Raw genomic sequence first — 22,617 nt, 5'->3', positions numbered from 1 at the left:
GCAGTCACGTCACTCGCCCGGCTGAACGACGTCCTGGCCAGTCGCGAGATCGAGTCCTCCCTCGAGAGTGCGAACGGGGTAGGGGATGTCGATCCCTTCCTCGTCGAACCGTCGCTTGACCGCGGCGACGTACTCGCCTTTGATCCGGACGAAGTCCGCTCGCGAGGGGTCTTCGATCCAGAACCGCGACTGCAGGCCCACGTCCGAGTCGCCAAGCTCGGTGAGACGAACGCTCGGCTCGGGATCGTCCACGATGTCGGGATGGCGTTTGGCCTCCTCGAGGATTATCTCGCGGGCTTCGTCGATGTCGTCGTCGTAGCCGATCCCGAAGACGAACTTCATCCGAAGCTCGTCGGCGTCGACGGGGTTCTTGATCACGCTGTCGGTGAGTTGTGCGTTCGGTACCGTCAGCAACTCGTTGTCGAACGTACGGACGCGAGTCACGCGCAGACTGATGTCCTCGACGACGCCGGAGTGGCCGTCCCACTCGATCCAGTCGCCGATCCGAAACGGCTTGTCGATGTAGATGAACACTCCGGAGACGAAATTCGAGATCGTGTTCTGCATCGCCAGTCCGACCGCGAGTGCGCCGGCCGCGGCGATCCCGGCCATCGAAACCAGGAAGTTACCGTATCCGGCGAACCCGAACGCGATCGCGACCGCGAAGAAGACGACGCCGAACCTGACGAGTCTCAACAGCGGCTTCTGGGCGTGGGCGTCTAACTCACGCGTCTCGAGCCCTCGCCGAACGATCGGCAGGAAGACGACTCGCCCGACGCCGTAGACGACGGCGAACGCGACGAGAAACAGGAGTAGTCCCTCCAGGCTCGCGGCGATCGTCGCACCCGTCACGTCCTCGAGGGCCGCGCCGATCGGGCCGAGGTCGTCGGCGGGTTCGGCCTGCAAGGGGTACTCTATCATCGATACAACACTGCGGTGTGACCCCGCGTCTCGACGAGGTCAGCACTCACTCGATCGGCAAGCTCGGCGGCCTTCTCGTCGGTCGAGCTCCCTGCCCGAGCTGCTCGGAGGAACTTCACTTTCACCAGCTCCCGGTCAGTGAGTTGGTCGTCGAGCTCGTCGACGACGGATTCGATGCCGCTCTTGCCGACCCAGACGGTCACGTCCAGATCGTGTGCTCGTTTCGTGAGCTTCTGTCGGTCCATACCCCGGAATAATGGAGTCGAGCCGTTTGAATCTTCTCGAAACGGACCGACTCGACGACCCGTGGCCTCGATCGTCGACCACGGATGGATCGAGGGGCCTCGAGGGTTCGATTAGCTGCCCGATTCCGATCTGAGCCGGTCGGTTTCCTCGCGATCGATGTCGCCGTCCGCAGTGATCGCGACGCCGTACTCCTCGCGGGCCGCTTCTCTGGAGACGTAGCCGTCGATCACGTCTTCACGGACGGCTTCGGGGTCCCGATCGTACGGATCTCCGTAGCCGCCACCACCACCGGTCCGATTGGAGATGAGTTCACCCTCGTGGAAGGTACCGCGGAACATCCCGACCCACAGCTCGTCGTCGTCGTAGAGATCAGTGTTATCGACGAGTACGTCGACGCGCTCGTCGGCATCGTCGTGGAGGTCCAGCACGATCCCGTTTTTGTCGCCGGGTTCGCCGCCGTCGATCCCCCACCCTGGCTCGCGCGTTTTCTGGATGATCGAGAGCGCCCCGACCGGATGCTCGATACGGAAGTCCCGCCGGAGCCCGAGCCCGCCGCGTTGTTCACCGGCACCACCGGAGTCCTGGCGCAAGGAGAGTTCGTCGAACGAGATCGGCGCTTTGTTCTCGAACACTTCGACGGGGATGTTCTGAACCATCGTCTCCGTGATATGCATGATCGCGTTGGCCCCGTCGTGTTCGTCGGTTGCACCCCACCCGACGGCATCGTTGTTCGCCTCGACGAACTGCCGGCCCGTGTCGGGGTCCTCCCCGAACAGCATAACGTCGTTGAGATCGCCGCCGGAGCTGGCGGGAATCCGTTCGGGCATCGCTTTCGCCAACGCTTTGAACACCACGTCGACGCTGACGATCCCCGTCCAGATCGTAAACGTCGGCGCGGGGTAGCTCGCGTTGAACAGGTTGCCTTCGGGTGCGTGCAACGACAGCGGTGCGTACTGACCGGCGTTCGAAGTCTCCTCGGGCGTCGTCAGCGACTTGAAACAGAGCTTACAGACGGTTTCGGTCATCCCCCGGGGGATGTTCAACGGTTCGTCGACCTGATCGGACGAACCCGAGAAGTCGACGTGGAACTCCTCGCCGTCGATGGTCACCTCGACCTCGATCCGGATGCCGTCGCCGGTCGTTCCATCGGCGTAGTCGACGGCGGACCACGTCCCGTCTGGCAGGTCACGAACCGCGTCACGAGCCGTCCGCTCGCCGTGGTCCTGGATGCGTTCGATACATCGTTCGACGGTGTCGCCCCCGTATTTGCCGTGTAGTTCTTGGAGACGCTCTTTCCCGGTCCGGATCGCCGCTATCTGGGCGTTGAGATCGCCGAGCACCTTGTCCGGAATTCGGGAGTTGAACCGGATCAGATCGAGTATTTCTTCGTCCGGCTCGCCGCCTTTGTGTACTTTCGTCCCGGGGAAGATCATGCCCTCCTGATGAACGTCCGTCGAATCCAGAACGTATCCCTCGTCTTTCGCCCCGAGGTCGAGCCAGTGGGCCCGCGTGGCCGCGTACCCGATGAGTTCGTTCTCCTCACGGGGAACCTCGGGTCCCTCCCGGAAGATCGGCGCGAACACGCCCACGTCGAGGGTGTGCGTCGAACTCCAGTAGGGGTAGTTCATCAGGATCACGTCGCCGGGGTTCATGTTCTCCTCGCCGACGTGCTCGACGACCTTCTCGAGGGCGTAGTCGTTGGCCCCGAGGAACAGCGCCAGGCCGGGCGAGTCCGCGATCAGGTTGCGATCCCGGTCGTACAGCGAGATGCCGAAGTCCAGAATCTCGTAGATGATCGTGTTGTAGGCGGTCCTGATCAGTGTGCGTTGCATCTCCGTGGCGGCCGACGTGAGGTAGTTTCGGACCACCTCGACCGTGGCCGCGTCGATTTCGTCTGTCGCGTTACTCATCGACCTCACCTCCGTCGATAATGAGTTGTCCGTACTCGTCGACCGTCGCGGTCTGATCCGAGTGGAAGACGATCGTCGTCGTCGGTTCGCGGACGACCGCCGGCCCGTCGACCGCCGCACCCGGGCGCAGATCGCTGCGGTCGTACACGTCGAACGTCGTCCGGTCGTCGACGGCGAAACAGTACGCGTCCCTGGTGTCGACCGGATTCGGTGACGCGTCGACCGGGTCCGCTCGCTCGAGTGGCGGTTTGTCGTTGCGGCCGATCGCCCGAACGCGCTGGTGGACGACCTCCGGCGGATCGTCCATCGCGTGGCCGTACCGGTCCTCGTGTTTGCGCTCGAATCGGTCGCTGACGTCTGCGGTCGACTCGATGCCGTTTGCATCCACCTCGACAGTGTGTTCCTGTCCCAGGTAGCGCATCTCTAAGGTGTGCTCGAGGTCGATCCCCTCCTCGTCGAACCCTTCGTCGGTCAGCGTGTCGATCGCTTCGTCGTCCAGGTCCTCGAAGGTCGATTCGAGATCCGACAGCTCGAGGTCCGACAGGGCCGCGATGTTCGTCCGCGCGAAGTCGTAGACGACGTCGGCCATCAGCATTCCCATCGCGGAGAAGACCGACGGTGCTTCGGGGACGACGACCTCGTCGACGCCCATCTCGCGGGCCAGAAGCGGCACGAACATCGGCCCCGCGCCGCCGAAGGCCATCATCGAGAACTCGCGTGGGTCGAGCCCTTTCTCGATCGTGATCTCCCGGATCGCGCCGACGGTGTTTGCCAGCGCGACATCGAAGACACCCCGCGAAACGTCGGTGACCGACGAGTCGAGTGGCTCGGCCAGGACCTCGTCGATCGCGTCTCGGGCACCGTCGGCGTCGAGTTCCATCTCGCCGCCGAGGAAGTCCGCGGGATCGATGTAGCCGAGCGCGACGGCCGCGTCGGTGACGGTCGGCTCGGTCCCGCCTTGCCCGTACGCGACGGGGCCGGGATCGGCACCGGCGCTCTGGGGTCCGACCTTGAGCAGTTCGCCGTCGAGCCAGGCGATCGAACCGCCGCCCGCACCGATCGTCCGGATGTCGTAGACCGGGATCATCAACGGCTGGTGCTCGAGCCGGGAGTCGTATTTCACGGCGGGGGTCCCGTCCTCGATGACGCAGGCGTCGAGGCTCGTTCCGCCCATGTCGACGGTGATGAGGTTCTCGCGACCGGTTTCGCGGCCGACGTGGGATGCGCCGATGAGTCCGCCGGCCGGGCCCGAGAGGATGGTATGGACCGGCGCGTCGGTTGCGCTCTCGGCGGTCAGCGTCCCGCCGCCCGAACGGGTGACGAAAAACGGGGCGTCGAACCCCTGCTCGGAGAGCGCCGAGTCCAGGTTCTCGATGTAGCTCTCGAAGATCGGCTTGATGTAGGCGTCCATCACGGCCGTGCTCGTCCGTTCGTACTCGCGGTACTCGCGCGTGATAGCACTCGAAATCGAGACGCTAACGTCCGGATAGGCCTCGCGTACGATCTCCGCCGCCTGTTGCTCGTGGACCGGGTTCCGATACGAGTGGAGGAAACAGATGGCGATCCCGTCGACGCCTCGTTCCTCCACGAGGGTCGAAGCGGCCTCACTGACTGCCTCCTCGTCGAGCGGTTCGACCTCCTCCCCGTCGGCGTTCAGTCGGCCGGGAACACCGACACGCCGTCGCCGAGCGACCAGCGATTCGGGTTTCTGGTAGCGGATGTCGTACATCGAGTCGCGTTCGACGTTCGTCCGTCCGATCTCGTAGACGTCGGCGAACCCCTCGTTCGTGATGATCCCCGTGGTCGCACCCTCACGCTCGAGGACGGCGTTCAGTCCGAGCGTCGTCCCGTGGACGAACGCCTCCGTGTCCTCGAGTGTCGTGCCGATCTTGTCGATCGACTCCAGAACGCCGGATTCCGGTTCGGCAGGTGTTGTCGATGCCTTTTCGACGGATACGCTGCGAGTTTCGCGATCGAAGGTGATCGCGTCGACGAACGTCCCCCCGATGTCTACCGCCAGTCGTTCTGTCACGTGTTGACTCACCTCAGTAGGGGAACCGAGGGTGGCAACTGTAATATAACTTTTGCCACCATTCTTTCTGATCGAACGTTTCGGGGGACCTGAGGTGACGAAATGAATCCTAAGTCCGGTATACGAACACTCATTGTCCGCTATTCTGACCGAAAAGTTTACGTGACGTGTTACGAGGGTACACATATGGGCAACGTTACCGTTCAGCAACTCGAGGAGGTATGGGACGACAGCCACGACGCACCGCTTGCGCTGTTCGAGAGCGACGATCCACAGAGCGAAGTCGGAAGTTACGTCATCGAACCGGGTGAACGAGTCCCAGAAGACGGGACGACGAAACACGACGGGGACGAAATCTCGGTTCTCTTGTCCGGTGAGTTGGAACTCGTCACGGAAGGCGACCGACGGACTGTCGAATCGGAATCGGTGACGATCATTCCCGCCGGAACCCTCCACTACAGCGAGAACACTGGTGAGCAGCCAGCCCGGTTAGTGTACGCGGTCCTCGGCGAACTCTGATCCGACAGCGACTGACTCCGGGAACTCACTGTTGGGAAGAGTTGCGACCCCACGCCGCTCACTCCGGATTTTGCTTCGAATCGTTCGCCGACAGTTGCGACGCGTTCTATATTCTCTTCCGGCAAAATATTTAGACCACGCCAGTGATTAAAATAACTCAATTTCGGTCTATTTGGTTGCAGAAAGTTTAATATGGATTCCGAAACGTGTCTCTTTCGTGAGTGAGAATACCACACGAGCTGCGGTCGATATCGGTGGTACGTTCACCGACTTCGTCGCCGTCCGCGACGGCACGCTGTCACTCGAAAAAGCGTCGACGACACCCGAAAACTACGCTAACGGTGTCGTCGACGTCCTTTCGAAAAGCGACGTATCGATGGACGACATCGAACAGTTCGTCCACGGAACGACGGTCGTCATCAACGCGATCACCGAACGCGAGGGAGAAGACTGTGCACTGATTACGACCCATGGGTTTCGGGACGTACTCGACATTACGCGAGCGAACCGCCCCGACATGTTCAACTTCCGGTACGAGAAGCCGGAGCCGTTCGTCCCTCGACGTGACAGATTCGAGGTCAGCGAACGGATCGATCAGGCCGGAGACATCCTCACGGAACTCGATCCGAGCGACGTCCGGGAGGCGGCCGCGGAGATCCGTGATCGGGGAATCGAGACGATCGCAGTTGCATACGTCAACGCGTACGCGAACCCGGACCACGAGCAGCGGACTCGAGACCTCATCGCCGACGAGTATCCGGAGGCATACGTTACACTATCACACGAACTCTCCGAAGAATATCGGGAGTACGAGCGAACCAACACCGCCGTGTTGAACTCCTACGTTCGGCCGATCGCGGACGACTACCTGACGACTCTCGCGGACCACCTCGAGGAAAGCGGCGTCGAGGGGAACCGCTACGTGATGAAGAGCAACGCCGGAACGAGTAGCTTCTCGCAGGCACGTCAGAGCCCGATCGAGATGGTCGAGAGCGGACCCGTCGGTGGGGTGTTCGGCGCTGCCCGGATCGGCGAACAGCTCGGTGAACCGGACGTGATCAGTTTCGACATGGGCGGAACTACCGCCAAGACGTCCCTCATCGAAGACGGCGACGTCGACATCGAAACCGAGTACTGGCTCGAGAGTTCCGCCCGTGACGAAGGGTATCCAGTACAGGTTCCGGTCGTCGATATCGTCGAGATCGGTGCGGGCGGCGGTTCGATCGCCTGGATCGACCAGGGAGGATCGATCAACGTCGGCCCGAAGAGCGCGGGTGCCGATCCCGGCCCGGCCTGCTACGGACGGGGCGGGACCGAGCCGACCGTCACCGACGCGAACCTCCTGACTGGCCGACTCAATCCGGAGTATTTTCTCGGTGGCGAGATGGAACTCGACGTCGATCAGGCACGGGCGTCGCTGGAGCCGATCGCCGACGAGTTCGGGACCGACGTTCGCCAGGCCGCCCACGGCGTGCTCCAGGTCGTCAACTCGAACATGGCACACGCCCTGAAACAGGTGAGTCTGCAGCGTGGCTACGACCCACGACAGTTCGCCCTCGTCGCAAGCGGTGGGGCTGGCGGGCTACACGCTGCGACCTTAGGCCGGGAACTGAGCGTCAAGGAGACGATCGTGCCACGGGCACCTGGGCAGTTCTCCGCCTGGGGGATGCTGTTGACCGATCTGCGCCGTGATTACGTCCGGACGCTTGTCCGGTCGTTCGAACCCGACGCAGCCGATATCGTCGACGACGCGTTCGCGTCGATGGCGGACCGTGCCCGCGAGGCGTTCGATGCCGAAGGCGTTCCACGGGAGGATATCGAACTCGAGTACAGCGTCGACCTCCGGTACGACGGGCAAGAACACACCGTCCAGACGCCCGTCCGGAGCGACGGGGATCGGATAACCGGGACAGCCATCGAGCGGACGATCGAGACGTTCCACCTGCGACACGACCAGGCGTACAATTTCCAGCTCGACGATCCGGTCGAGCTCGTGAACCTCCGGCTCACCGCGACGGCTGCCGTCTCGAAACCGGCGATCGACGTGCTCGAGCGCGACGGTCGGCTGTCGGAGGCACGCAAAGCGGAGCGGCCCGTCGATTTCGGTACTGAAGGGACCCACGAGACGCCGATCTACGATCGGTCGACGCTTCCGGTCGAGGTCTCTTTCGATGGACCGGCGGTCGTCGAAGAGCCGGCGTGTACGACGCTCGTCCACCCGGATCAGACGTGTCGCGTCGACGAATACGGAAACTTGCGAATTAGCCAGCAATGAGCAGTGCTACCGAATCCGACATCGATCCGTTTACGCGGGAAGTGATCACGAACGCGCTCCAGAGCGCTGCCGAAGAGTCGTTTATCAACCTCGGCCGGACGGCCAAATCCAGCGTCATCTACGAGACGCTGGACTACGCGTGTGGGTTGATCGACCCCGACGGAAACGTCGTCGCGCAGGCAAACGGCGTTCCGGGGTTCCTCGGCACGTTGAACTTCTGTGTCGAGGATACGATCGAAAAGTACGGACTCGACGGGTTCTTTCCCGGCGATATCGTCCTGCTGAACGACTATCACGGCGGGACACACCTCAACGACGTCGCGATGGTCGCACCGGTGTTCGTCGACGGGGAGATCGTCATGTTCGCCGCATCCAAGGCCCACTGGACGGACATCGGTGGCAAAGACCCCGGCTCGTGGACCACCGACGCGACGAGTGTCTTCCAGGAGGGAATCCAGTACCCGATGGTCAAATTGTACGAGGAAGGCAGGCTCAACAGGGCGGTTCGGGACATCGTCGAGGCAAACACCCGGATGCCGGAGATGACTCTCGGCGACATGCAAGCTCAGGAGGCGTCGATGGAGGTAGCGGTCGAGCGAGTCCAGGAGATCGCCGACAGATACGGCAAGGAAACCCTCGAACGAGCGATCGACGACTGGCTCGAGTACGGGCGAGAACTCGTCCTCGAGGAGATCGAGTCGCTCCCGAACGGGACCTACCACGCTGAGGACTACCTCGACGACGACGGGATCACCGACGAACCGGTGTACGTCACCGTCGAGGTGACGATCACCGACGACAGCGTGACGTTCGACTACACTGGGACCGATCCCGAAACTGAGGGGCCGATCAACTCCCCGTACGCCGCATCGGTCAGCGATGCGCGGGCGCTGTTCCAGGCGATCACGCTCCCCGACGCGCCGACCAACGGCGGCTTCTTCGAGCCACTGGAGTTGATCATTCCGGAGGGAACTGTGCTGAACGCGACGAAGCCAGCACCGATCGGTACCGACTGGGAATCGTCCGCGATGGCTGCTGACCTCCCGTGGAAAGCACTGGCGTCTGAGCTCCCCGAAAAGCTCTCGGCCGGACACTTCACGAGCGTCTGTGCGACCATCGTCGGTGGGACTGACGACCGGACCGACGACGAGTTCCTGGTCATCGAGCCCCAGCCCGGCGGGTGGGGTGCCTGCCACGATCGCGACGGAGCGGACGTCCTCGTCTGTAGCGGCGATGGCGACACCCTCGAGATGCCCGTCGAGGTGATGGAGACGCGATTCCCGTTGCTGTTCGATCAGTTCGCATTAGACACTCCCCAGGAAGCCGGTCACGGCGAGTTCCGCGGTGGCACGGGGCTGGTACAGGATTACAACGTGTACAACGAAAGTGGTGCGTTCATCACGGCGTCGTTCGGCCGATCGGAGTTCCCTCCCTGGGGAGTCGAGGGGGGACAGCCAGGCGACGGTAACTACATCGAGATCGTCAAACACGACGGCTCCACCGAACGGCACCGGAAGTTGACGAACTACGACCTCGAGGACGGAGAAACCGCCCGGCTCGTCACGAGCGCCGGCGGCGGGTGGGGAGACCCGCTCGAGCGGGACCCGGAGCGTGTCCTCGACGACTACCGGGACGACTATATCACGGCCGAAACAGCGGAGGAGACGTATGGCGTCGTCCTCACCGACGACGGTGACCTCGACGTCGAAGCGACCGAGAGGCGACGCCGGCAACTATCGACCGAGTCCACCGAGTAGCCCCATGAGCAGCGATACCACCCGAATCAAATGGATCGATCCAGTTGGACACGACGAGTTCCGCGGCGATATCGAAGAGCTGCTGTGTTCTGCAAAACGCGAGAGGACCGAGATCGACGTCGATAGTCTCGATCGTGGCCCCCATCACGTCGAGTACCACTACTACGAATCGCTCGTTCTGCCGGAAGTCCTCCATCGAGTCAAAGCAGCCGAAAACGACGGGTACGACGCGACCGTCATCGGCTGTTTCTACGACCTCGGACTCGAAGAGGCCCGCGAGGTTTCCGATTCGATGCCGGTGATGGGACCAGCCCAGGCGACGACTCATCTCGCCTCAACGATGGGTGATACGTTCTCGGTGGTCGTAGGACGGCGCAAGTGGATTCCACAGATGCGTGCGACGATTTCGCGGTACGGACTCGACGACCGATTGGCGTCGTTCCGTCCCGTCGACCTCGGCGTCCTCGATTTTCAGGCTGATCCCGAGCGGACACGGCAGCGATTGACCACAGCCGCACGCGCTGCGATCGAGGAGGATCGTGCAGCGGTCGTCATTCTGGGCTGTACCGCCGAGTACGGTTTCCACGAAACGGTACAGGAGGAACTCGGCGTACCCGTCCTCGACGCTGTCGTTGCACCGTTCAAATTCGCCGAGCTCCAGGCCGAACTCGCCGACCTCGGTTGGACACACAGCAAGATTGGCGGCTACGAATCGCCACGTCCCACCGAAATTCACGACTGGGAAGTGCCAGCCGACTTCCCGACGCGGGGCGTCTGGGACGAACAGCCGACCGAGTAACGTTTCTCCAGTATCTTTCGCCGTTTTGTAACCGGAACATTGTTTTGGGAGCCAAATCGGGTACCATATATTACATAATGCGAAAGTTATATACCAGTGGAATACGGTAAGTGGCACCATGGGTAAAGATGGCAAGAACCACGGGGAAGGGGGCCACATTACGCGTCGGCAACTGATCGGATACGCGAGCGCGGCCGGATTCACGACCGCTCTGGCCGGCTGCTCCGGGGAAGAACCCGAAGAGACGACCGACAACGGACTAGACGACAGCGACGACGCTTCACTCGTGTACGCAACGACGATCTCGCCGTCCACGATCGACCCGATGCGAGCGTCGGACAACTTCGAAAACATCTACACCGTCAACGTCTACGATTCGTTGCTGAACTACACCGACGACTCGCCGCCACAACTAGAAGCAGGGCTTGCGACCGACTGGGAAGTCAGTGACGACGAACAGACCTACGAATTTACCCTCCGCGACGACGCGACGTTCCACAACGGCGATCCGGTGACTGCTAGCGACGTTGCGTATTCGTTCGAACGGATGCAGGAACTGCAGGACGGCCTGTCGTGGATGTGGGACGGAACGATCGAACCGGAAGGAGTCACTGCAATCGACGAAACGACCGTGGAAATCGAGACCGAACGAACGTTCGCCCCGTTCCTCTTTACCCTTCCGTACCACCCCATCGTCAACGAAGCCGAAGTAGAGGAGAACGACGAAGACTGGCTCGAGCAAAACGACGCCGGCAGCGGTCCGTACGAACTGGTCGAACACGAGCGCGAAGAGCGAATCGTCCTCGAGCGGGCCGACGACTGGTGGGGTGACGATCCCGCCGGCGAACCCTTCGAGGAAGTCACGCTCGAGATCGTCCCGGAAGAGGGGACAGTCAACGGAATGATGGGCGATGGCTCGGCCGATATCACCGACGAGTGGCTCTCCGTCGAGTCCTACGAAGAACTCGACGACCTCGATCACGTGTGGGTCAGCGACGAGGTGACGTTCTCCCCACTGTACGTCTTCATGCACACCCAGCGCGAGCCCCTCGACGACGTGAACGTCCGACGGGCGATCTCCTATGCCGTGGACTACCAACAGATCGTCGACGATATTCTGCTCGGGAACGCCGATCAGATGCAGGGGCCGCTTCCCGCGGAGATGTGGGGGCACAACGACGACGCCATCCAGTACGAGCAGGATATCGATCAAGCCCAAGAGTACTTAGACGAGTCGGATCACGACCCCGAGGATATCGAACTGACCTACACCTACGTGACCGGCCTGACAGTTACCGAAAACATCGGGCTGTTACTCCAGACGAACCTCAACGAACTCGGCATCGATCTCGAACTCGAGGCTGCACCGTGGACCCGGATCACGGATATGACGACGAGCCAGGACACGACCTCTGACATGCACGCGATTTACCTCTCGTTTTCCTACGTGGACCCGGACACCTTCCTCTATCCGGCGTGGCACTCGAGTTCCCACGGCAGTTGGGAGAGCGCCGCCTGGTACGAAAACGACGAGGTCGATCAACTGTTGGACGACGCCCGCACGGAGGTCGACGTCGATCAGCGGACCGAGTACTATGAGGAAGCACAGGAGATCATCGCCGAAGAGGCACCCGCGTTGTTCCTGGTCAACGAAGCGGAGCTGTACGGCGTCAATGAACGCATCGGCGGGTACGTCGACAACGGACTCGTCGGCTACTCGAAAGCGTTCTGGCGTCTCTACGAGGAATCGTAGTCGACCGCGAAACAGCTACGTTCTGATATATGGGTTTCAAAAGCTACGTGATTAGACGGACGCTGGCCGGCATACCCGTGTTTATCGGTCTCTCGATTCTCATTTTTACGCTGGCCCGCGTACTTCCCGGGGACCCGGCGCGGCTCGCGCTCGGACCACGTGCCTCGGAAGAAGCTGTACAGTCGCTACGCGAAGAGATGGGCCTTCACGATCCGATCGTCGTCCAGTATCTCGATTACATGGCCGGGCTGTTCCAGGGAGATATGGGTATTTCGCTGACGACGAACCGCAACGTCGCAGCGGACCTGCTGTATTTTTTCCCTGCCACGTTCGAGCTGATCACGGTCGGGATGCTCATAGCGATCGTACTCGGCATCCCGCTTGGGATCATCGCTGGCCAGAACAAAGACGAAGCCGAAGACAACGCGAGCCGACTGTTCGCGTTTTTCGGCGTATCGATGCCTGCCTTCTGGGCAGCGATATTACTCCAACTCCTGTTTGCGTTCCATCTGGGACTGCTTCCGGCAACTGGACGCATCGGCGTCGAAGCTCCGCCCCGGATCACTGGCCTGATGCTGGTCGACAGCCTCGTCGCGACCGATTTCGAGGCGTTCCGAAGCGCACTGGCACATCTGTTGCTACCGGCGTTTACGCTCGCGCTTGCACCCATGGCCGATATCGCCCGGATGACCCGCTCGAGCTTCATCGAGGAGTTCAACAAAGACTACGTCCACGCGTTGCACTCCTCCGGTATCCCGGGGAAGCTGATCGCATACAAATACGTGCTGAAGGCGTCGTTCGCCTCGACGTTGACGATCATCGCCCTCGACTACGGCTTTCTCATCGGGTCGGCATTTCTCATCGAGATCGTCTTCGCGTGGCCCGGTATGGCCCGCTACGGCGTCGACGCGATCCTCGCTAACGACATCAACGCGATCATCGGTGTGACACTCGTCGTGGGGGTCGTCTTCATCGTCGCGAATCTGGTCGTCGACATCCTCTATGGCTACTTCGACCCACGGGTGCGGTACGGAGGTGACGAAGAATGAGTTCACTCACGAACTGGGTTCAGTCGGAGGCGATGGAGAACCGCAAGGAGAGTGCACGACGGATCGCGTACCGATTCCGACAGAATCCGCTCTCACTCGTTGGACTCGGGATCATCGGTGGACTCGTCTTCGTTGCGATCTTCGCACCGTACATCGCACGTCACCCGCAGGACGCCGGCTACATGGGCGAACCAGCAGTCGACTTCGCGAACCGGTTCGCGGAGCCGAGCCTCGCTCACCCGTTCGGGACGGATCAAGCCGGCAGGGACATCCTCTCTAGGGTGATCTTCGGGACTCGGTACTCCCTCGCTCTGGGACTGTTCGTCCTGACGTTTGCGATCGGTATCGGTGTTCCCGTCGGACTCGTTGCCGGTTACGTGGGCGGGTTCGTCGGACAGGCACTGATGCGGTTGACGGACGTTTTCCTCTCGGTGCCACCGCTGGTCCTGGCGCTTGCAGTCGCGGTGCCGCTGCAGCCGAGTTTGCGAAACGCGATGATCGCGATCGCGGTCGTCTGGTGGCCGTGGTACGCGAGACTCGTCTATGGCGAGGTGGTATCGGTCCGAGAAGAACAGTTCGTCGAAGCGAGCCGCGGTATCGGTGCGAGCCGGCTCCGGATCATCTTCCGCGAGATTCTTCCCAACGTCATGGCTCCGATTACGGTCAAGTTCAGTCTCGACATGGGCTATGCCATTCTGATCGGTGCCGGACTCGGCTTTCTCGGACTCGGCGCACAGCCGCCGACGCCCGAGTGGGGAACGATGATCGCCGAAGGCCGCGCATATCTCCCAGCACAGTGGTGGTACTCGACGTTCCCTGGACTCGCAATCTTCCTCGCCGTCCTCGGATTCAACCTCCTCGGCGATGGCCTCCGGGACGTCCTCGACGTGGAGGTGGACTAATATGACCGACCCGATACTCGAGCTTCGTGATCTCGAGGTTCACTTCAACACCTTCGACGGGCGTGCCGAAGTCATCAACGGCGTCGATCTCACCGTCGAAGAAGGTGAGACGGTCGCCATCGTCGGCGAGTCCGGCTGTGGGAAAAGCGTCACCGCGGAGACAGTGATGGGAATGCTACCACAACCGCCCGGCGAGATCGTCAACGGGGAGCTCTACTACCGCGATGAAGAACTCCTCGGTGACGAGACGGCACACGAACGGGTCAAGACCGAATCGCTCGGAATGATCTTCCAGGACCCGATGACGAGCCTCTCACCGGTGTTTACCGTCGGTGAAATGATGAGAGACGTGATGACGTATCAGAACAAGACGAACGTCGGCTGGCTCGAGATTTTCCGCAACATCGTCGGCCGCCGTGATGTCTCCGAAGCGGACATGCACGACCGGTGCATCGAGTTGCTCGATCGGCTCCAAATTCCCGACCCGGAAGGAATCCTCGACCGGTATCCGATCGAGCTCTCGGGCGGGATGCGCCAGCGCGTCCTGATCGCGATGGCGATGCTCGGGGAGCCGGAGTTTCTCATCGCGGACGAGCCGACGACGGCACTCGACGTGACCGTCCAGGACCAAATCCTCGATCTACTGAGCGAGCAGGTCAAGCGAGAGGACCTCTCGATGCTGTATATCACCCACAACCTCGGCGTCGCACGACGTATCGCCGACCGAATTTACGTGATGTACGCCGGTGAGATCGCCGAGGTCGGAAGCTGTGAAGACATTCTCGACGAACCGCTCCATCCGTACAGTCGTGGGCTCGTCGATAGCGTCCCGAAACTAACCGAGTTCGACCGCGAGGGTATCGAAGGGCTCATTCCGAACTATACGGAGCCGCCATCGGGTTGTCGCTTCCATCCACGCTGTCCCGCCGCGGTGGCGGGAGAATGTGACGTGACTCGACCGCCACGATTCGAACTGGCCGACGGTCGGGAAGTCGCGTGTCTCCTCTACGAGGACGGCCTGTCGCCGGCAGCGGCAAACGAGATTGCGGCCACCGAGGCCGATACGAACCGTGGTTCAGGGACCACACATGGTCGTTCCTCCGGACCCAGAGAGTCGGACGAGTCGATCGAATCACTGACCCAACGCATGGAGGACGCCAATGAGTGACGCCACGGACGATCGAACGGACGACCCGCTCCTCAGGGTTCAAAACCTCGAGAAGTACTATCCGATCACCGGCGGCCTACTCAAAAAGAAGGTCGGTGAGGTGAAGGCGGTCGACGGCGTCTCCTTCGAACTCGGCCGCGGCGAGACGCTCGCCATCGTCGGTGAGTCGGGGTGTGGGAAGACGACGCTCGGCAAGACGGTCGCACGACTCCACGAACCCACCGGCGGGTCGATTCTCTTCGACGGACAGGATATCGGCACACTGTCCGAACGGGAACTCAAGCCGGTCCGTCGAGAGATTCAGGTCGTCTATCAGGACCCGACCTCGTCGCTCAACCCCAGAAAACGGATCAAGGACATCGTCGCCGAGCCGATGACGGTCCACGACATCGGAACGAAAGCACAACGGCGCGAGCGCGTCGTCGAGTTGCTCCGCCGGGTCGATCTTCCCGAGGACTTCCGTTACCGCTATCCCAGCGAACTCTCCGGCGGCCAACAACAGCGAGTCGCAATTGCCCGTGCGCTAACGCTCAACCCGTCCTTGCTCGTCCTCGACGAACCGACGAGTGCACTCGACGTCAGCGTGCAGGCGAAAGTGATCTCGCTCCTCGAGGAGCTACAGGACGACCTCGGACTGTCGTATCTCATGATCACGCACGATCTGAGTTTGACCAAAAACATCGCCGACCGTATCGGGGTCATGTATCTAGGGAAGCTCATGGAGAAAGCGCCTGCAGCGTCCCTGTTCGACGACCCGCAGAACCCGTACACGGAGCAGTTGCTTTCGGCGATCCCGATCGTCGAAGAGTCGGAGGCAGCGTACAAGCCGGATCGGATCTCGATTCAGGGAGAGACACCGGACCCGTCCGATCCGCCGTCCGGTTGCTCGTTCCACCCGCGCTGTCACCGGACAGTCGACGAGTGTAGTCGAACCGAACCGGAACTGGTCGATGTCGGTCCCGACCACACCAGTCGATGTGTACATCACGACGACACAGACTAACGGCCAGACTCGATCGATTTCACGCTGGTCACCCTGCTTGCAGGACAGCACGCTGTTCGGACTTGGACTGACTGCTGGTTCGTGTGACCCCGGACGTATTACTCGTCGTTGCCGTCGATCTCGCTGTGCCACGCCTTGTGTGTCCGTGTCACTGGTGTGATTTCGTACGCCTCGACGATCTCGTCTTGTAGCAGTTCGTTCACGTATCGCTTGATGTCCTGCAGTGACTCGTGCCAGACGCGAACGAGCATATCCGAGCTTCCGAGGTACTCGTCTACCTCGTAGACGAGCTCCTGATCGACGAGAAACTCGATGAGCTCGTCTATCGATTCTCGGGACGCATCCGCTCGAAGGTTCACTTGAACGTCTGCGTAGTTGAGATCGACTTCCTGGAGAACGAGCACTCCGATGATTTTGATGACGTTTTCTTCCTGTAGCTTCTTCCGACGGCGTCGAACGGCGGTCCGGGAAAGGTCGACTCGCTCACCGAGTTCCGTATCCGATATCCGACCGTCTTCGTTCAGGATGCGGTAAATATCATAATCGATACTATCCAAATTATCTGCGACTAGATCCCCGATATCAGTGTCGTCGAGATCCCTGTTCTCGCACTCGGAACGTGCATCGTCTGGCATAGTACGTGCTGATTGTACAGTCAGGAACTAAAGTCTCCGCCGATGACCCAACACGCTGTCTCGGGAGGACGGTCGGGCGATCTACTGCCTCGTGGCCCCCGACCCGTGATCTCACCGCCAATCACGAGAGAGACGACCCTCCCCGACGATCGGGGCCGGAATCCGTCTCACCGATTCCCGACGCGTTGCTCGTCGCGGTAGCGCTGGAGTTGGAGTTCGACCTGTTCGTTGAGCCGCTCGAGTCCCTCCTCGACACCGAACTCGGGGATGAGGTCTGCGTAGGCGTCGGCGACCAGAGTCCGGACGGTATTGAACGGTCCGATCCGCGCACCGTTGGTCGCCGGCGTGCTCTCGGACGCGAGCAGTTGCTCGATTGCGGTCTCGTGGCCGGGGTTCTCCCGGAACCAGCCGTCACGCTCGAGGCGGTCGATCGCCCCTTCGTGGATCGGGAAGTAACCGGTCTCGGTATGCCATCGGGCCTGCTGTTCGGGCTGGGCGAGCCAGGCGAGGAACTCGGCGGCCGCGCGCTGTTCCGCCCGGCTCGAGTCTGCGGTGACCCACAGCGAGCCGCCGCCGACGACGACCCCGTGGCGCTCGTCGGGGACGGGGAAGTAGGCCGTCCCGACATCGAAGTCGGCACCTTCGACGACCGATGTCAGCGACGACGTGGAGTCGATCAACATCCCCGCCTCACCGGCGTGAAACACCTCTCGGGCCTGGCCACGAGCTTCGATCCCGGGGTTGTGATAGAGGCCGTCACCCTCGAGACCGGTAATCCAATCGTAGATCGTCCGGCCGGCCTCGCTGTCGAAGTAGGCCTCGGTCGGTGTGCCGTCGCGGCCGTTTTTCGCGTCGACCAGCGGCTGGTTCTGTTCGGCGAACCACTGTTCGACGAACCACGAGTAGTTCGCGAAAGTGATCCCCACGTCCGTAACGCCCGCCTCGACTAGGCGTTCGGACACCTCGCGTACTTCGTCGAAGGTCTCCGGTGTCCTGTTCCGGCGAACTCCGGCCCGATCGAACGCGTCCCGGTTGTAGTACAACACCGGCGTCGACGAGTTAAACGGCATCGAGTACAGTTGGCCGTCGGTCCGGTAGTACTCGAGGACGGGATCGAGTAACTCCTCGACCGACAGCGCATGGCGAGGCAGAACCTGCTCGAGAGGAACGAAGCTGTCGCTGTCTAAGGCGCGTTTGGTCCCGATCTCGTACAACTGAGCGATCGTCGGCGGCGAGCCACGTTCGATCGCCGAGAGCGTCGAGTCGAACGTCCCCCGGTAACTTCCCTTCGAGCGAGTCTCGATCCGGATTCCGTCCGCCTGCTGTTCGAACTCCGAGACGAGATCGTCGACGAGCAGCCCCTTCTCGCCGCTCATCGCGTGCCAGAACTCGAGGACGGTGGCGTCGTCGTCGGTCCGGGCTCTGCTGGTGTCGTACCGGTCGAGCACGGAATCGATCGCGGTCGCGCGTTCTTCGAGCGAAGAGACGCTTGCTGCGACTTCCGTCAGCGATGTCGTCTGTTCCCGCGCCGCGACTGTCACCTCTTCCGTCTCGGTAGCGGTAGTGGCAGCGACATCGGCCACCTCTTCGACCATCGTAGCGATCTCCTCGAGCGAGGCCGCCTGGTCGTCGGTCGCGTCGGAGATTTCCTCGACTGCGACGGTCGTCTCCTCGACGTCGTCGACGAGATCGGTAAAGGCCTCGAGGGCCTCTTCGGCGGTCTCGACACCGGTGGTGACCCGGTCGTGCATCTCCTCGATCTCGGCGACGGTCTCGTCCGTTTCGGCTCTGATCTCTTCGATCGCGTCTTCGATGTCGCCAGTTGCGTCGTCGGCTTCCTCGGCGAGAGTCTTGACCTCGTTGGCGACGACGGCGAACCCCGTACCGTCTTCACCGGCGCGGGCGGCCTGGATCGAGGCGTTCAACGCGAGCAGGTTCGTCTCGTCGGCGATATCGGCGATCAACTCGACCACGTCTTCGACCTCGGCGATGCGGTCCTCTAGCCGCTGGACGGACTCGCGAGCACGGTCAGTCTGCTGCTCGACGGTGTCCAGTTCCTCGAGTGCGGTCGTCGCCGCGTCGTGTCCGTCCCGTCCCCGATCAGCGACGGTCTGAGCGGTCGCTGCGGCTTCCTCCGCAGAACTCGCGACTTCTTCCGTTGCGGCCGACACTGACTGGAGTTCCTGGCTGGCCGCATCGATGCGGTCACGCTGATCGGTGGTGCCGTCAGCAATGTGTGAAACCGACGCACTGACATCCTTACTCGTAGCTTTCACCTCGTTGACGCGGGACTCGACGTGATCGCTGGCACCGATCACCTGGTCGCCGAACTCGTCGACGTCCTCGATCGTCTCGGAGAACGTACGGATGAGTCGGTTGAACTCCGACGCGATTGCGGCGATGCGCTCGTCGTCGGCGTCTTCGTCTAATCGAACCGTCAGGTCACCGTCGGCACACCGTCCGATCGTTTCCCGAATCCGCTCGAGGTTGTCGTCGATATCGTCGGAAACCCCTGGTTCGGCGGCGTCGTCGGGCGAGCGTGCTGATTGGTCCTCGCCGTCGTCCGCCGGTACGGCCCCACTGTCGCTTTCCCCACTCCGATCGCCATCCAGACTCATGGCTCGTACTCGACGACCGAAGATGAAATAGTTGAAGGTAATTATATTCTCTTTCACACAAATATATAGTTTATTTATATATAGGCATGCTACGAGCTATTATTCGGCCGCTCTTCGATCGTCGTAAGTGGCTTGTGTAGCTATCTACCTGTTTCCGGCCCACCAACACAACATATCTATACTGGGTCATAATCACCAAATATGTCGGTTCTTTTTCGTCCGGAATGCAGACCTCGGCTCGGTCTACAGTCGGTCGGCGTAGAACCCCTGACTCAACAGTTGTCGTGACGTTCTCGAACTACGAGATCACACTGTGCAGTACTCACTACGCTGTTCTGATCAATTGTACCTTCCAGACACGACCGTTCTGAAGCGCTAACCGACCACTACTTCACAGACCGAATCCGTGGGACATTCGCGCCCTCTATTCACAAAGACAGAAAATCCAATAGAGTGTCCCGACACTCAGTCGGAATCGAGGACTTGACAGGGGCGTCAGTCGCCGACTTCGACTACCGACCGAACAGCCGTTCGCGCAGCGAGCGACTCGTTGGCCGCTCGGCCAGCAGTACAGATTGGTCGACCTCCGTGACCACGTCGTAGGCGAGTGAGCCTCGCAGGAGCCGCGAGAGGAGGCCGCGCTCGGTCGCACCGATGACGATCAGCGAGTGGTCTTGGGCACCCGCAGCGATCGCACTCTCTACGTCTCCGGACGCGTCGATCCGGATATCGGCCTCAGCGAGGTCGTGTTCCCCGGCCCACTCGGTGAGGAACGCCTCCCCGGATTCGCGCTCGCTCTCGTCATCGACGACGTGCAACAGGGTGATCTCGGAGCCGAGCTGATCGCGCATGTCTCGTGCGATTTCGGCGCTGAGATCGGAGTCGGGACCGCCGGCAGTCGGGACGAGCACCCGGTCGGTCTCGAGGCCCTCGTCGTTGAACACGAGGAAGTCACAGGGCAGGTCGTGTGTGAGTTCGTCGATCGGTCCTTCGGCGCGGCCAGCCGACCACGGTCGACCGGGCCCCCAGCCCATGACGACGGTATCGGCCCGTTCCTGACGAGCGAGGTCGAAGATTTGCTCGAAGCCGCGATGGGAGGCGACTGTCGTCACCTCGACGGGGACGTCCAGCGTCTCGGTGCTCTCTCGGACCTGTTCCATGAGTTTCTGGGACTCCTCGTCGATCCGCTTGACGTGCTCGGACCCTTCCTGTAGGGGTGTCTGGTCGGGTACCTCAACGATGTGGACTGCTTTGACGACACCGTCGTTTGCCTTGGCGACGACGCTTGCAAGCGAAAGCAGGTTCGATTCAGTTCGCGGGTTCGACACCGGGACGACGACCGTATGCTCGTCGCCGCCGGACGGCCGCACGGCGTTGGCCGCGGTCACGGCCACGTCCGGCATCTCGCTCGAGCGGTCGAGAACGTACGACCCGAGAATGCCCTCGAGTTCGGTCTCGGTGCGGGCGTACCAGAAGTACCAGGCGATCGCAAAGACGACGAACGCGCCGGCGATCGCGGTCGCGAGGTTGTCCATGAAATAGATCAGTGCAAGCGAGAGGACGAACCCTGAGATCGGCAGGTACGGGTAGAACGGTACCTCGAAGTCCGGGTCGTACTCCGGCGGGTTCGTCTCGCGGAAGACGATCAACGAGGCGTTGATTAGCGCGTAGACGACCAGATGAAGGATGCTGGCCGCACTCGAGAGGATTTCGACGGTCTCGCCGAGCGCGACGATGAAGACGATGATCATCGCACCGGTGATCGCGATCGAGCGGTACGGCGTTGCGAACCGGGGGTGGATCGCGTTGAGTTTGTCCGAGACGATCTTGTCTCGGCCCATCGCGAAGTTGATCCGGGCTGACGCCAGAATAGAGGCGTTCGCACTCGAGGCCGTCGCGAGCAGTGCGCCGACGCTGATCGAGGTCACGCCGACGCCGAGAAGGGAGATCTCGAGGCCGGCGACCGTGAACGCGTAGTCGAAGACGATCTCGGCGGCGTAGGACATCGGTGCTTCCTCGACGGTATCGAGGGAGAACGCCTCGTGTGGGATCAGGCCCATCAGGAGGCCGACGATGATCGTGTAGATTACCATCACGATCCCGACGCTGCCGATGATCGCGATCGGGAGGTTGCGGCCGGGGGTCTTGAGTTCCTCGCCGATCGTCGCGATCTTCGCGTAGCCGAGGTAGGAGACGAACACGAGCGCCGCACCGGGGAGAATAGCCCCGGTTCCTTCGGGCGTGTAGCTGCCGTCGACGGTGACGGTGCCCCAGTCGAACGAGAAGAAGCCGACGATGGCAAAGATGGTGAGGATGCCAAGCAGAAGTGTGACGATAGCGGTCTGAATGCCACCGGTCTCTTTTGCGCCCATATAGTTGACGCCGACGAAGACGACTCCTGCAAGCACGGCTCCGATCTGGACCTCAGTGAGGACGAACGAGCCGATCGCGATCGTCGGGAGGAGTGCGAGTTCACCGACTCCCGGGATCGGGACCACCACTCCGTCGAGCAGATCGGCCAGGTAGCCGCCGAACCCGATGGCGTAGAACGCGCTCGCGAAGGCGAGTCCGATCCAGTCGCCCATCCCCGAGATCGAACCGAACAGCGGCCCCAGGGCGCGGTTGATGTAGTAGTACGCGCCGCCGGCCTTGGGCATCGCCGTCCCGAGTTCGCTCACCGAGAACGCGTTGATCATGGCTATCAGCCCGCCGATGATAAACGAGATGACGACGGCTGGACCCGCCTCCTGGGCAGCGATGCCAGGTAGGACGAAGATGCCCGCACCGATCATCGTCCCGATACCGACCGCCAGTGCCGAGATTAGCCCGAGGTCCTTGGCGAGTTCTTCGTCACTCATCTTATCCCTCCCGTTCGACTCAAGGAGCGAGAGAGAATTACGTTATGTGTCATTTTTATTGCTCGTAATTGGTGGAAGTATAGATCATTGACTCACGGTTCCGTCCACGTACCGAATCGAAGCGGCACCTTCCCCTTAACTGATTTGTTTGCCGTTCGAGCGCGGGTGCCTC

Annotated in this window: 16 protein-coding genes; 9 read left to right on the top strand and 7 right to left on the bottom strand. The window is 61.5% G+C overall.

From position 1 onward, the window contains the following. Window positions 1-9: 9 nt before the first annotated feature. From C446_RS00095 to C446_RS00080, 4 genes are all read right to left on the bottom strand, one after another. Window positions 10-921, bottom strand: coding sequence for a mechanosensitive ion channel family protein (locus tag C446_RS00095; protein WP_049919935.1), 912 nt, complete (start codon window positions 919-921; stop codon window positions 10-12). After that, complete coding sequence (locus tag C446_RS00090; protein ID WP_006670996.1) at window positions 918-1,166, bottom strand: YhbY family RNA-binding protein; 249 nt, start codon at window positions 1,164-1,166, stop codon at window positions 918-920. The genes C446_RS00095 and C446_RS00090 overlap by 4 nt, the downstream gene beginning before the upstream one ends. Window positions 1,167-1,277: 111 nt before the next feature. After that, entirely contained in the window at window positions 1,278-3,077 is a 1,800-nt protein-coding gene (locus C446_RS00085; RefSeq protein ID WP_006670995.1) for a hydantoinase B/oxoprolinase family protein, read from the bottom strand. Beyond that, on the bottom strand, window positions 3,070-5,109 hold the full coding sequence (locus C446_RS00080; protein ID WP_006670994.1) for a hydantoinase/oxoprolinase family protein: 2,040 nt from the start codon (window positions 5,107-5,109) through the stop codon (window positions 3,070-3,072). Before C446_RS00080 ends, C446_RS00085 begins: the two co-directional genes overlap by 8 nt. A gap of 186 nt (window positions 5,110-5,295) precedes the next feature. On the opposite strand from C446_RS00080, the gene C446_RS00075 reads away from it, so the two are divergent. The 9 genes from C446_RS00075 to C446_RS00035 all read left to right on the top strand — a co-directional run bounded on the left by C446_RS00075 (window position 5,296) and on the right by C446_RS00035 (window position 16,334). Continuing rightward, window positions 5,296-5,628: a cupin domain-containing protein gene (locus tag C446_RS00075; protein ID WP_006670993.1), complete on the top strand. Its 333-nt coding sequence runs from the start codon at window positions 5,296-5,298 to the stop codon at window positions 5,626-5,628. Window positions 5,629-5,845: 217 nt separating this feature from the next. Then, window positions 5,846-7,903 (top strand): hydantoinase/oxoprolinase family protein, encoded by a 2,058-nt coding sequence (locus tag C446_RS00070; RefSeq protein WP_006670992.1) that lies wholly within the window; start codon window positions 5,846-5,848, stop codon window positions 7,901-7,903. Beyond that, a complete protein-coding gene (locus tag C446_RS00065; RefSeq protein WP_006670991.1) occupies window positions 7,900-9,660 on the top strand; it encodes a hydantoinase B/oxoprolinase family protein in 1,761 nt (586 codons plus the stop codon). The genes C446_RS00070 and C446_RS00065 overlap by 4 nt, the downstream gene beginning before the upstream one ends. 4 nt (window positions 9,661-9,664) lie before the next feature. Further along, entirely contained in the window at window positions 9,665-10,459 is a 795-nt protein-coding gene (locus C446_RS00060; protein WP_006670990.1) for an aspartate/glutamate racemase family protein, read from the top strand. A 118-nt stretch (window positions 10,460-10,577) separates the two neighbouring features. Then, on the top strand, window positions 10,578-12,212 hold the full coding sequence (locus tag C446_RS00055; RefSeq protein WP_006670989.1) for an ABC transporter substrate-binding protein: 1,635 nt from the start codon (window positions 10,578-10,580) through the stop codon (window positions 12,210-12,212). A gap of 29 nt (window positions 12,213-12,241) precedes the next feature. Next, window positions 12,242-13,261, top strand: a complete 1,020-nt coding sequence (locus C446_RS00050; RefSeq protein ID WP_006670988.1) for an ABC transporter permease — start codon at window positions 12,242-12,244, stop codon at window positions 13,259-13,261. Then, window positions 13,258-14,163, top strand: coding sequence for an ABC transporter permease (locus C446_RS00045; RefSeq protein WP_006670987.1), 906 nt, complete (start codon window positions 13,258-13,260; stop codon window positions 14,161-14,163). Before C446_RS00050 ends, C446_RS00045 begins: the two co-directional genes overlap by 4 nt. A gap of 1 nt (window position 14,164) precedes the next feature. Further along, entirely contained in the window at window positions 14,165-15,331 is a 1,167-nt protein-coding gene (locus C446_RS00040) for an ABC transporter ATP-binding protein (RefSeq protein ID WP_006670986.1), read from the top strand. Beyond that, the gene (locus C446_RS00035) at window positions 15,324-16,334 is read left to right on the top strand and encodes an ABC transporter ATP-binding protein (protein WP_006670985.1); all 1,011 of its coding nucleotides are present in this window, start codon (window positions 15,324-15,326) and stop codon (window positions 16,332-16,334) included. Before C446_RS00040 ends, C446_RS00035 begins: the two co-directional genes overlap by 8 nt. A 98-nt stretch (window positions 16,335-16,432) precedes the next feature. On the opposite strand, the gene C446_RS00030 is transcribed toward C446_RS00035, so the two are convergent. The 3 genes from C446_RS00030 to C446_RS00020 form a co-directional block, all read right to left on the bottom strand. Further along, on the bottom strand, window positions 16,433-16,969 hold the full coding sequence (locus C446_RS00030) for an Lrp/AsnC family transcriptional regulator (RefSeq protein ID WP_006670984.1): 537 nt from the start codon (window positions 16,967-16,969) through the stop codon (window positions 16,433-16,435). A gap of 167 nt (window positions 16,970-17,136) precedes the next feature. Continuing rightward, complete coding sequence (locus C446_RS00025) at window positions 17,137-19,587, bottom strand: extracellular solute-binding protein (RefSeq protein ID WP_006670983.1); 2,451 nt, start codon at window positions 19,585-19,587, stop codon at window positions 17,137-17,139. A 512-nt stretch (window positions 19,588-20,099) separates the two neighbouring features. Further along, window positions 20,100-22,445, bottom strand: coding sequence for an amino acid permease (locus C446_RS00020; protein ID WP_006670982.1), 2,346 nt, complete (start codon window positions 22,443-22,445; stop codon window positions 20,100-20,102). Window positions 22,446-22,617 lie beyond the last annotated feature (172 nt).

This window comes from Halobiforma nitratireducens JCM 10879, from assembly GCF_000337895.1.
Lineage (GTDB): Archaea > Halobacteriota > Halobacteria > Halobacteriales > Natrialbaceae > Natronobacterium > Natronobacterium nitratireducens.
The sequence above is the reverse complement of the archived record's forward strand: the minus strand, read 5'-3'. Positions and strand labels throughout refer to the sequence as shown.

What these genes read in the sequence shown, in the direction of transcription:
- C446_RS00095 (WP_049919935.1), bottom strand. Translation starts at nt 921, where the DNA reads ATGATAGAGTACCCCTTGCAGGCCGAACCCGCCGACGACCTCGGCCCG.
- C446_RS00090 (WP_006670996.1), bottom strand. Translation starts at nt 1,166, where the DNA reads ATGGACCGACAGAAGCTCACGAAACGAGCACACGATCTGGACGTGACC.
- C446_RS00085 (WP_006670995.1), bottom strand. Translation starts at nt 3,077, where the DNA reads ATGAGTAACGCGACAGACGAAATCGACGCGGCCACGGTCGAGGTGGTC.
- C446_RS00075 (WP_006670993.1), top strand. Translation starts at nt 5,296, where the DNA reads ATGGGCAACGTTACCGTTCAGCAACTCGAGGAGGTATGGGACGACAGC.
- C446_RS00065 (WP_006670991.1), top strand. Translation starts at nt 7,900, where the DNA reads ATGAGCAGTGCTACCGAATCCGACATCGATCCGTTTACGCGGGAAGTG.
- C446_RS00060 (WP_006670990.1), top strand. Translation starts at nt 9,665, where the DNA reads ATGAGCAGCGATACCACCCGAATCAAATGGATCGATCCAGTTGGACAC.
- C446_RS00055 (WP_006670989.1), top strand. Translation starts at nt 10,578, where the DNA reads ATGGGTAAAGATGGCAAGAACCACGGGGAAGGGGGCCACATTACGCGT.
- C446_RS00050 (WP_006670988.1), top strand. Translation starts at nt 12,242, where the DNA reads ATGGGTTTCAAAAGCTACGTGATTAGACGGACGCTGGCCGGCATACCC.
- C446_RS00045 (WP_006670987.1), top strand. Translation starts at nt 13,258, where the DNA reads ATGAGTTCACTCACGAACTGGGTTCAGTCGGAGGCGATGGAGAACCGC.
- C446_RS00040 (WP_006670986.1), top strand. Translation starts at nt 14,165, where the DNA reads ATGACCGACCCGATACTCGAGCTTCGTGATCTCGAGGTTCACTTCAAC.
- C446_RS00035 (WP_006670985.1), top strand. Translation starts at nt 15,324, where the DNA reads ATGAGTGACGCCACGGACGATCGAACGGACGACCCGCTCCTCAGGGTT.
- C446_RS00030 (WP_006670984.1), bottom strand. Translation starts at nt 16,969, where the DNA reads ATGCCAGACGATGCACGTTCCGAGTGCGAGAACAGGGATCTCGACGAC.
- C446_RS00025 (WP_006670983.1), bottom strand. Translation starts at nt 19,587, where the DNA reads ATGAGTCTGGATGGCGATCGGAGTGGGGAAAGCGACAGTGGGGCCGTA.
- C446_RS00020 (WP_006670982.1), bottom strand. Translation starts at nt 22,445, where the DNA reads ATGAGTGACGAAGAACTCGCCAAGGACCTCGGGCTAATCTCGGCACTG.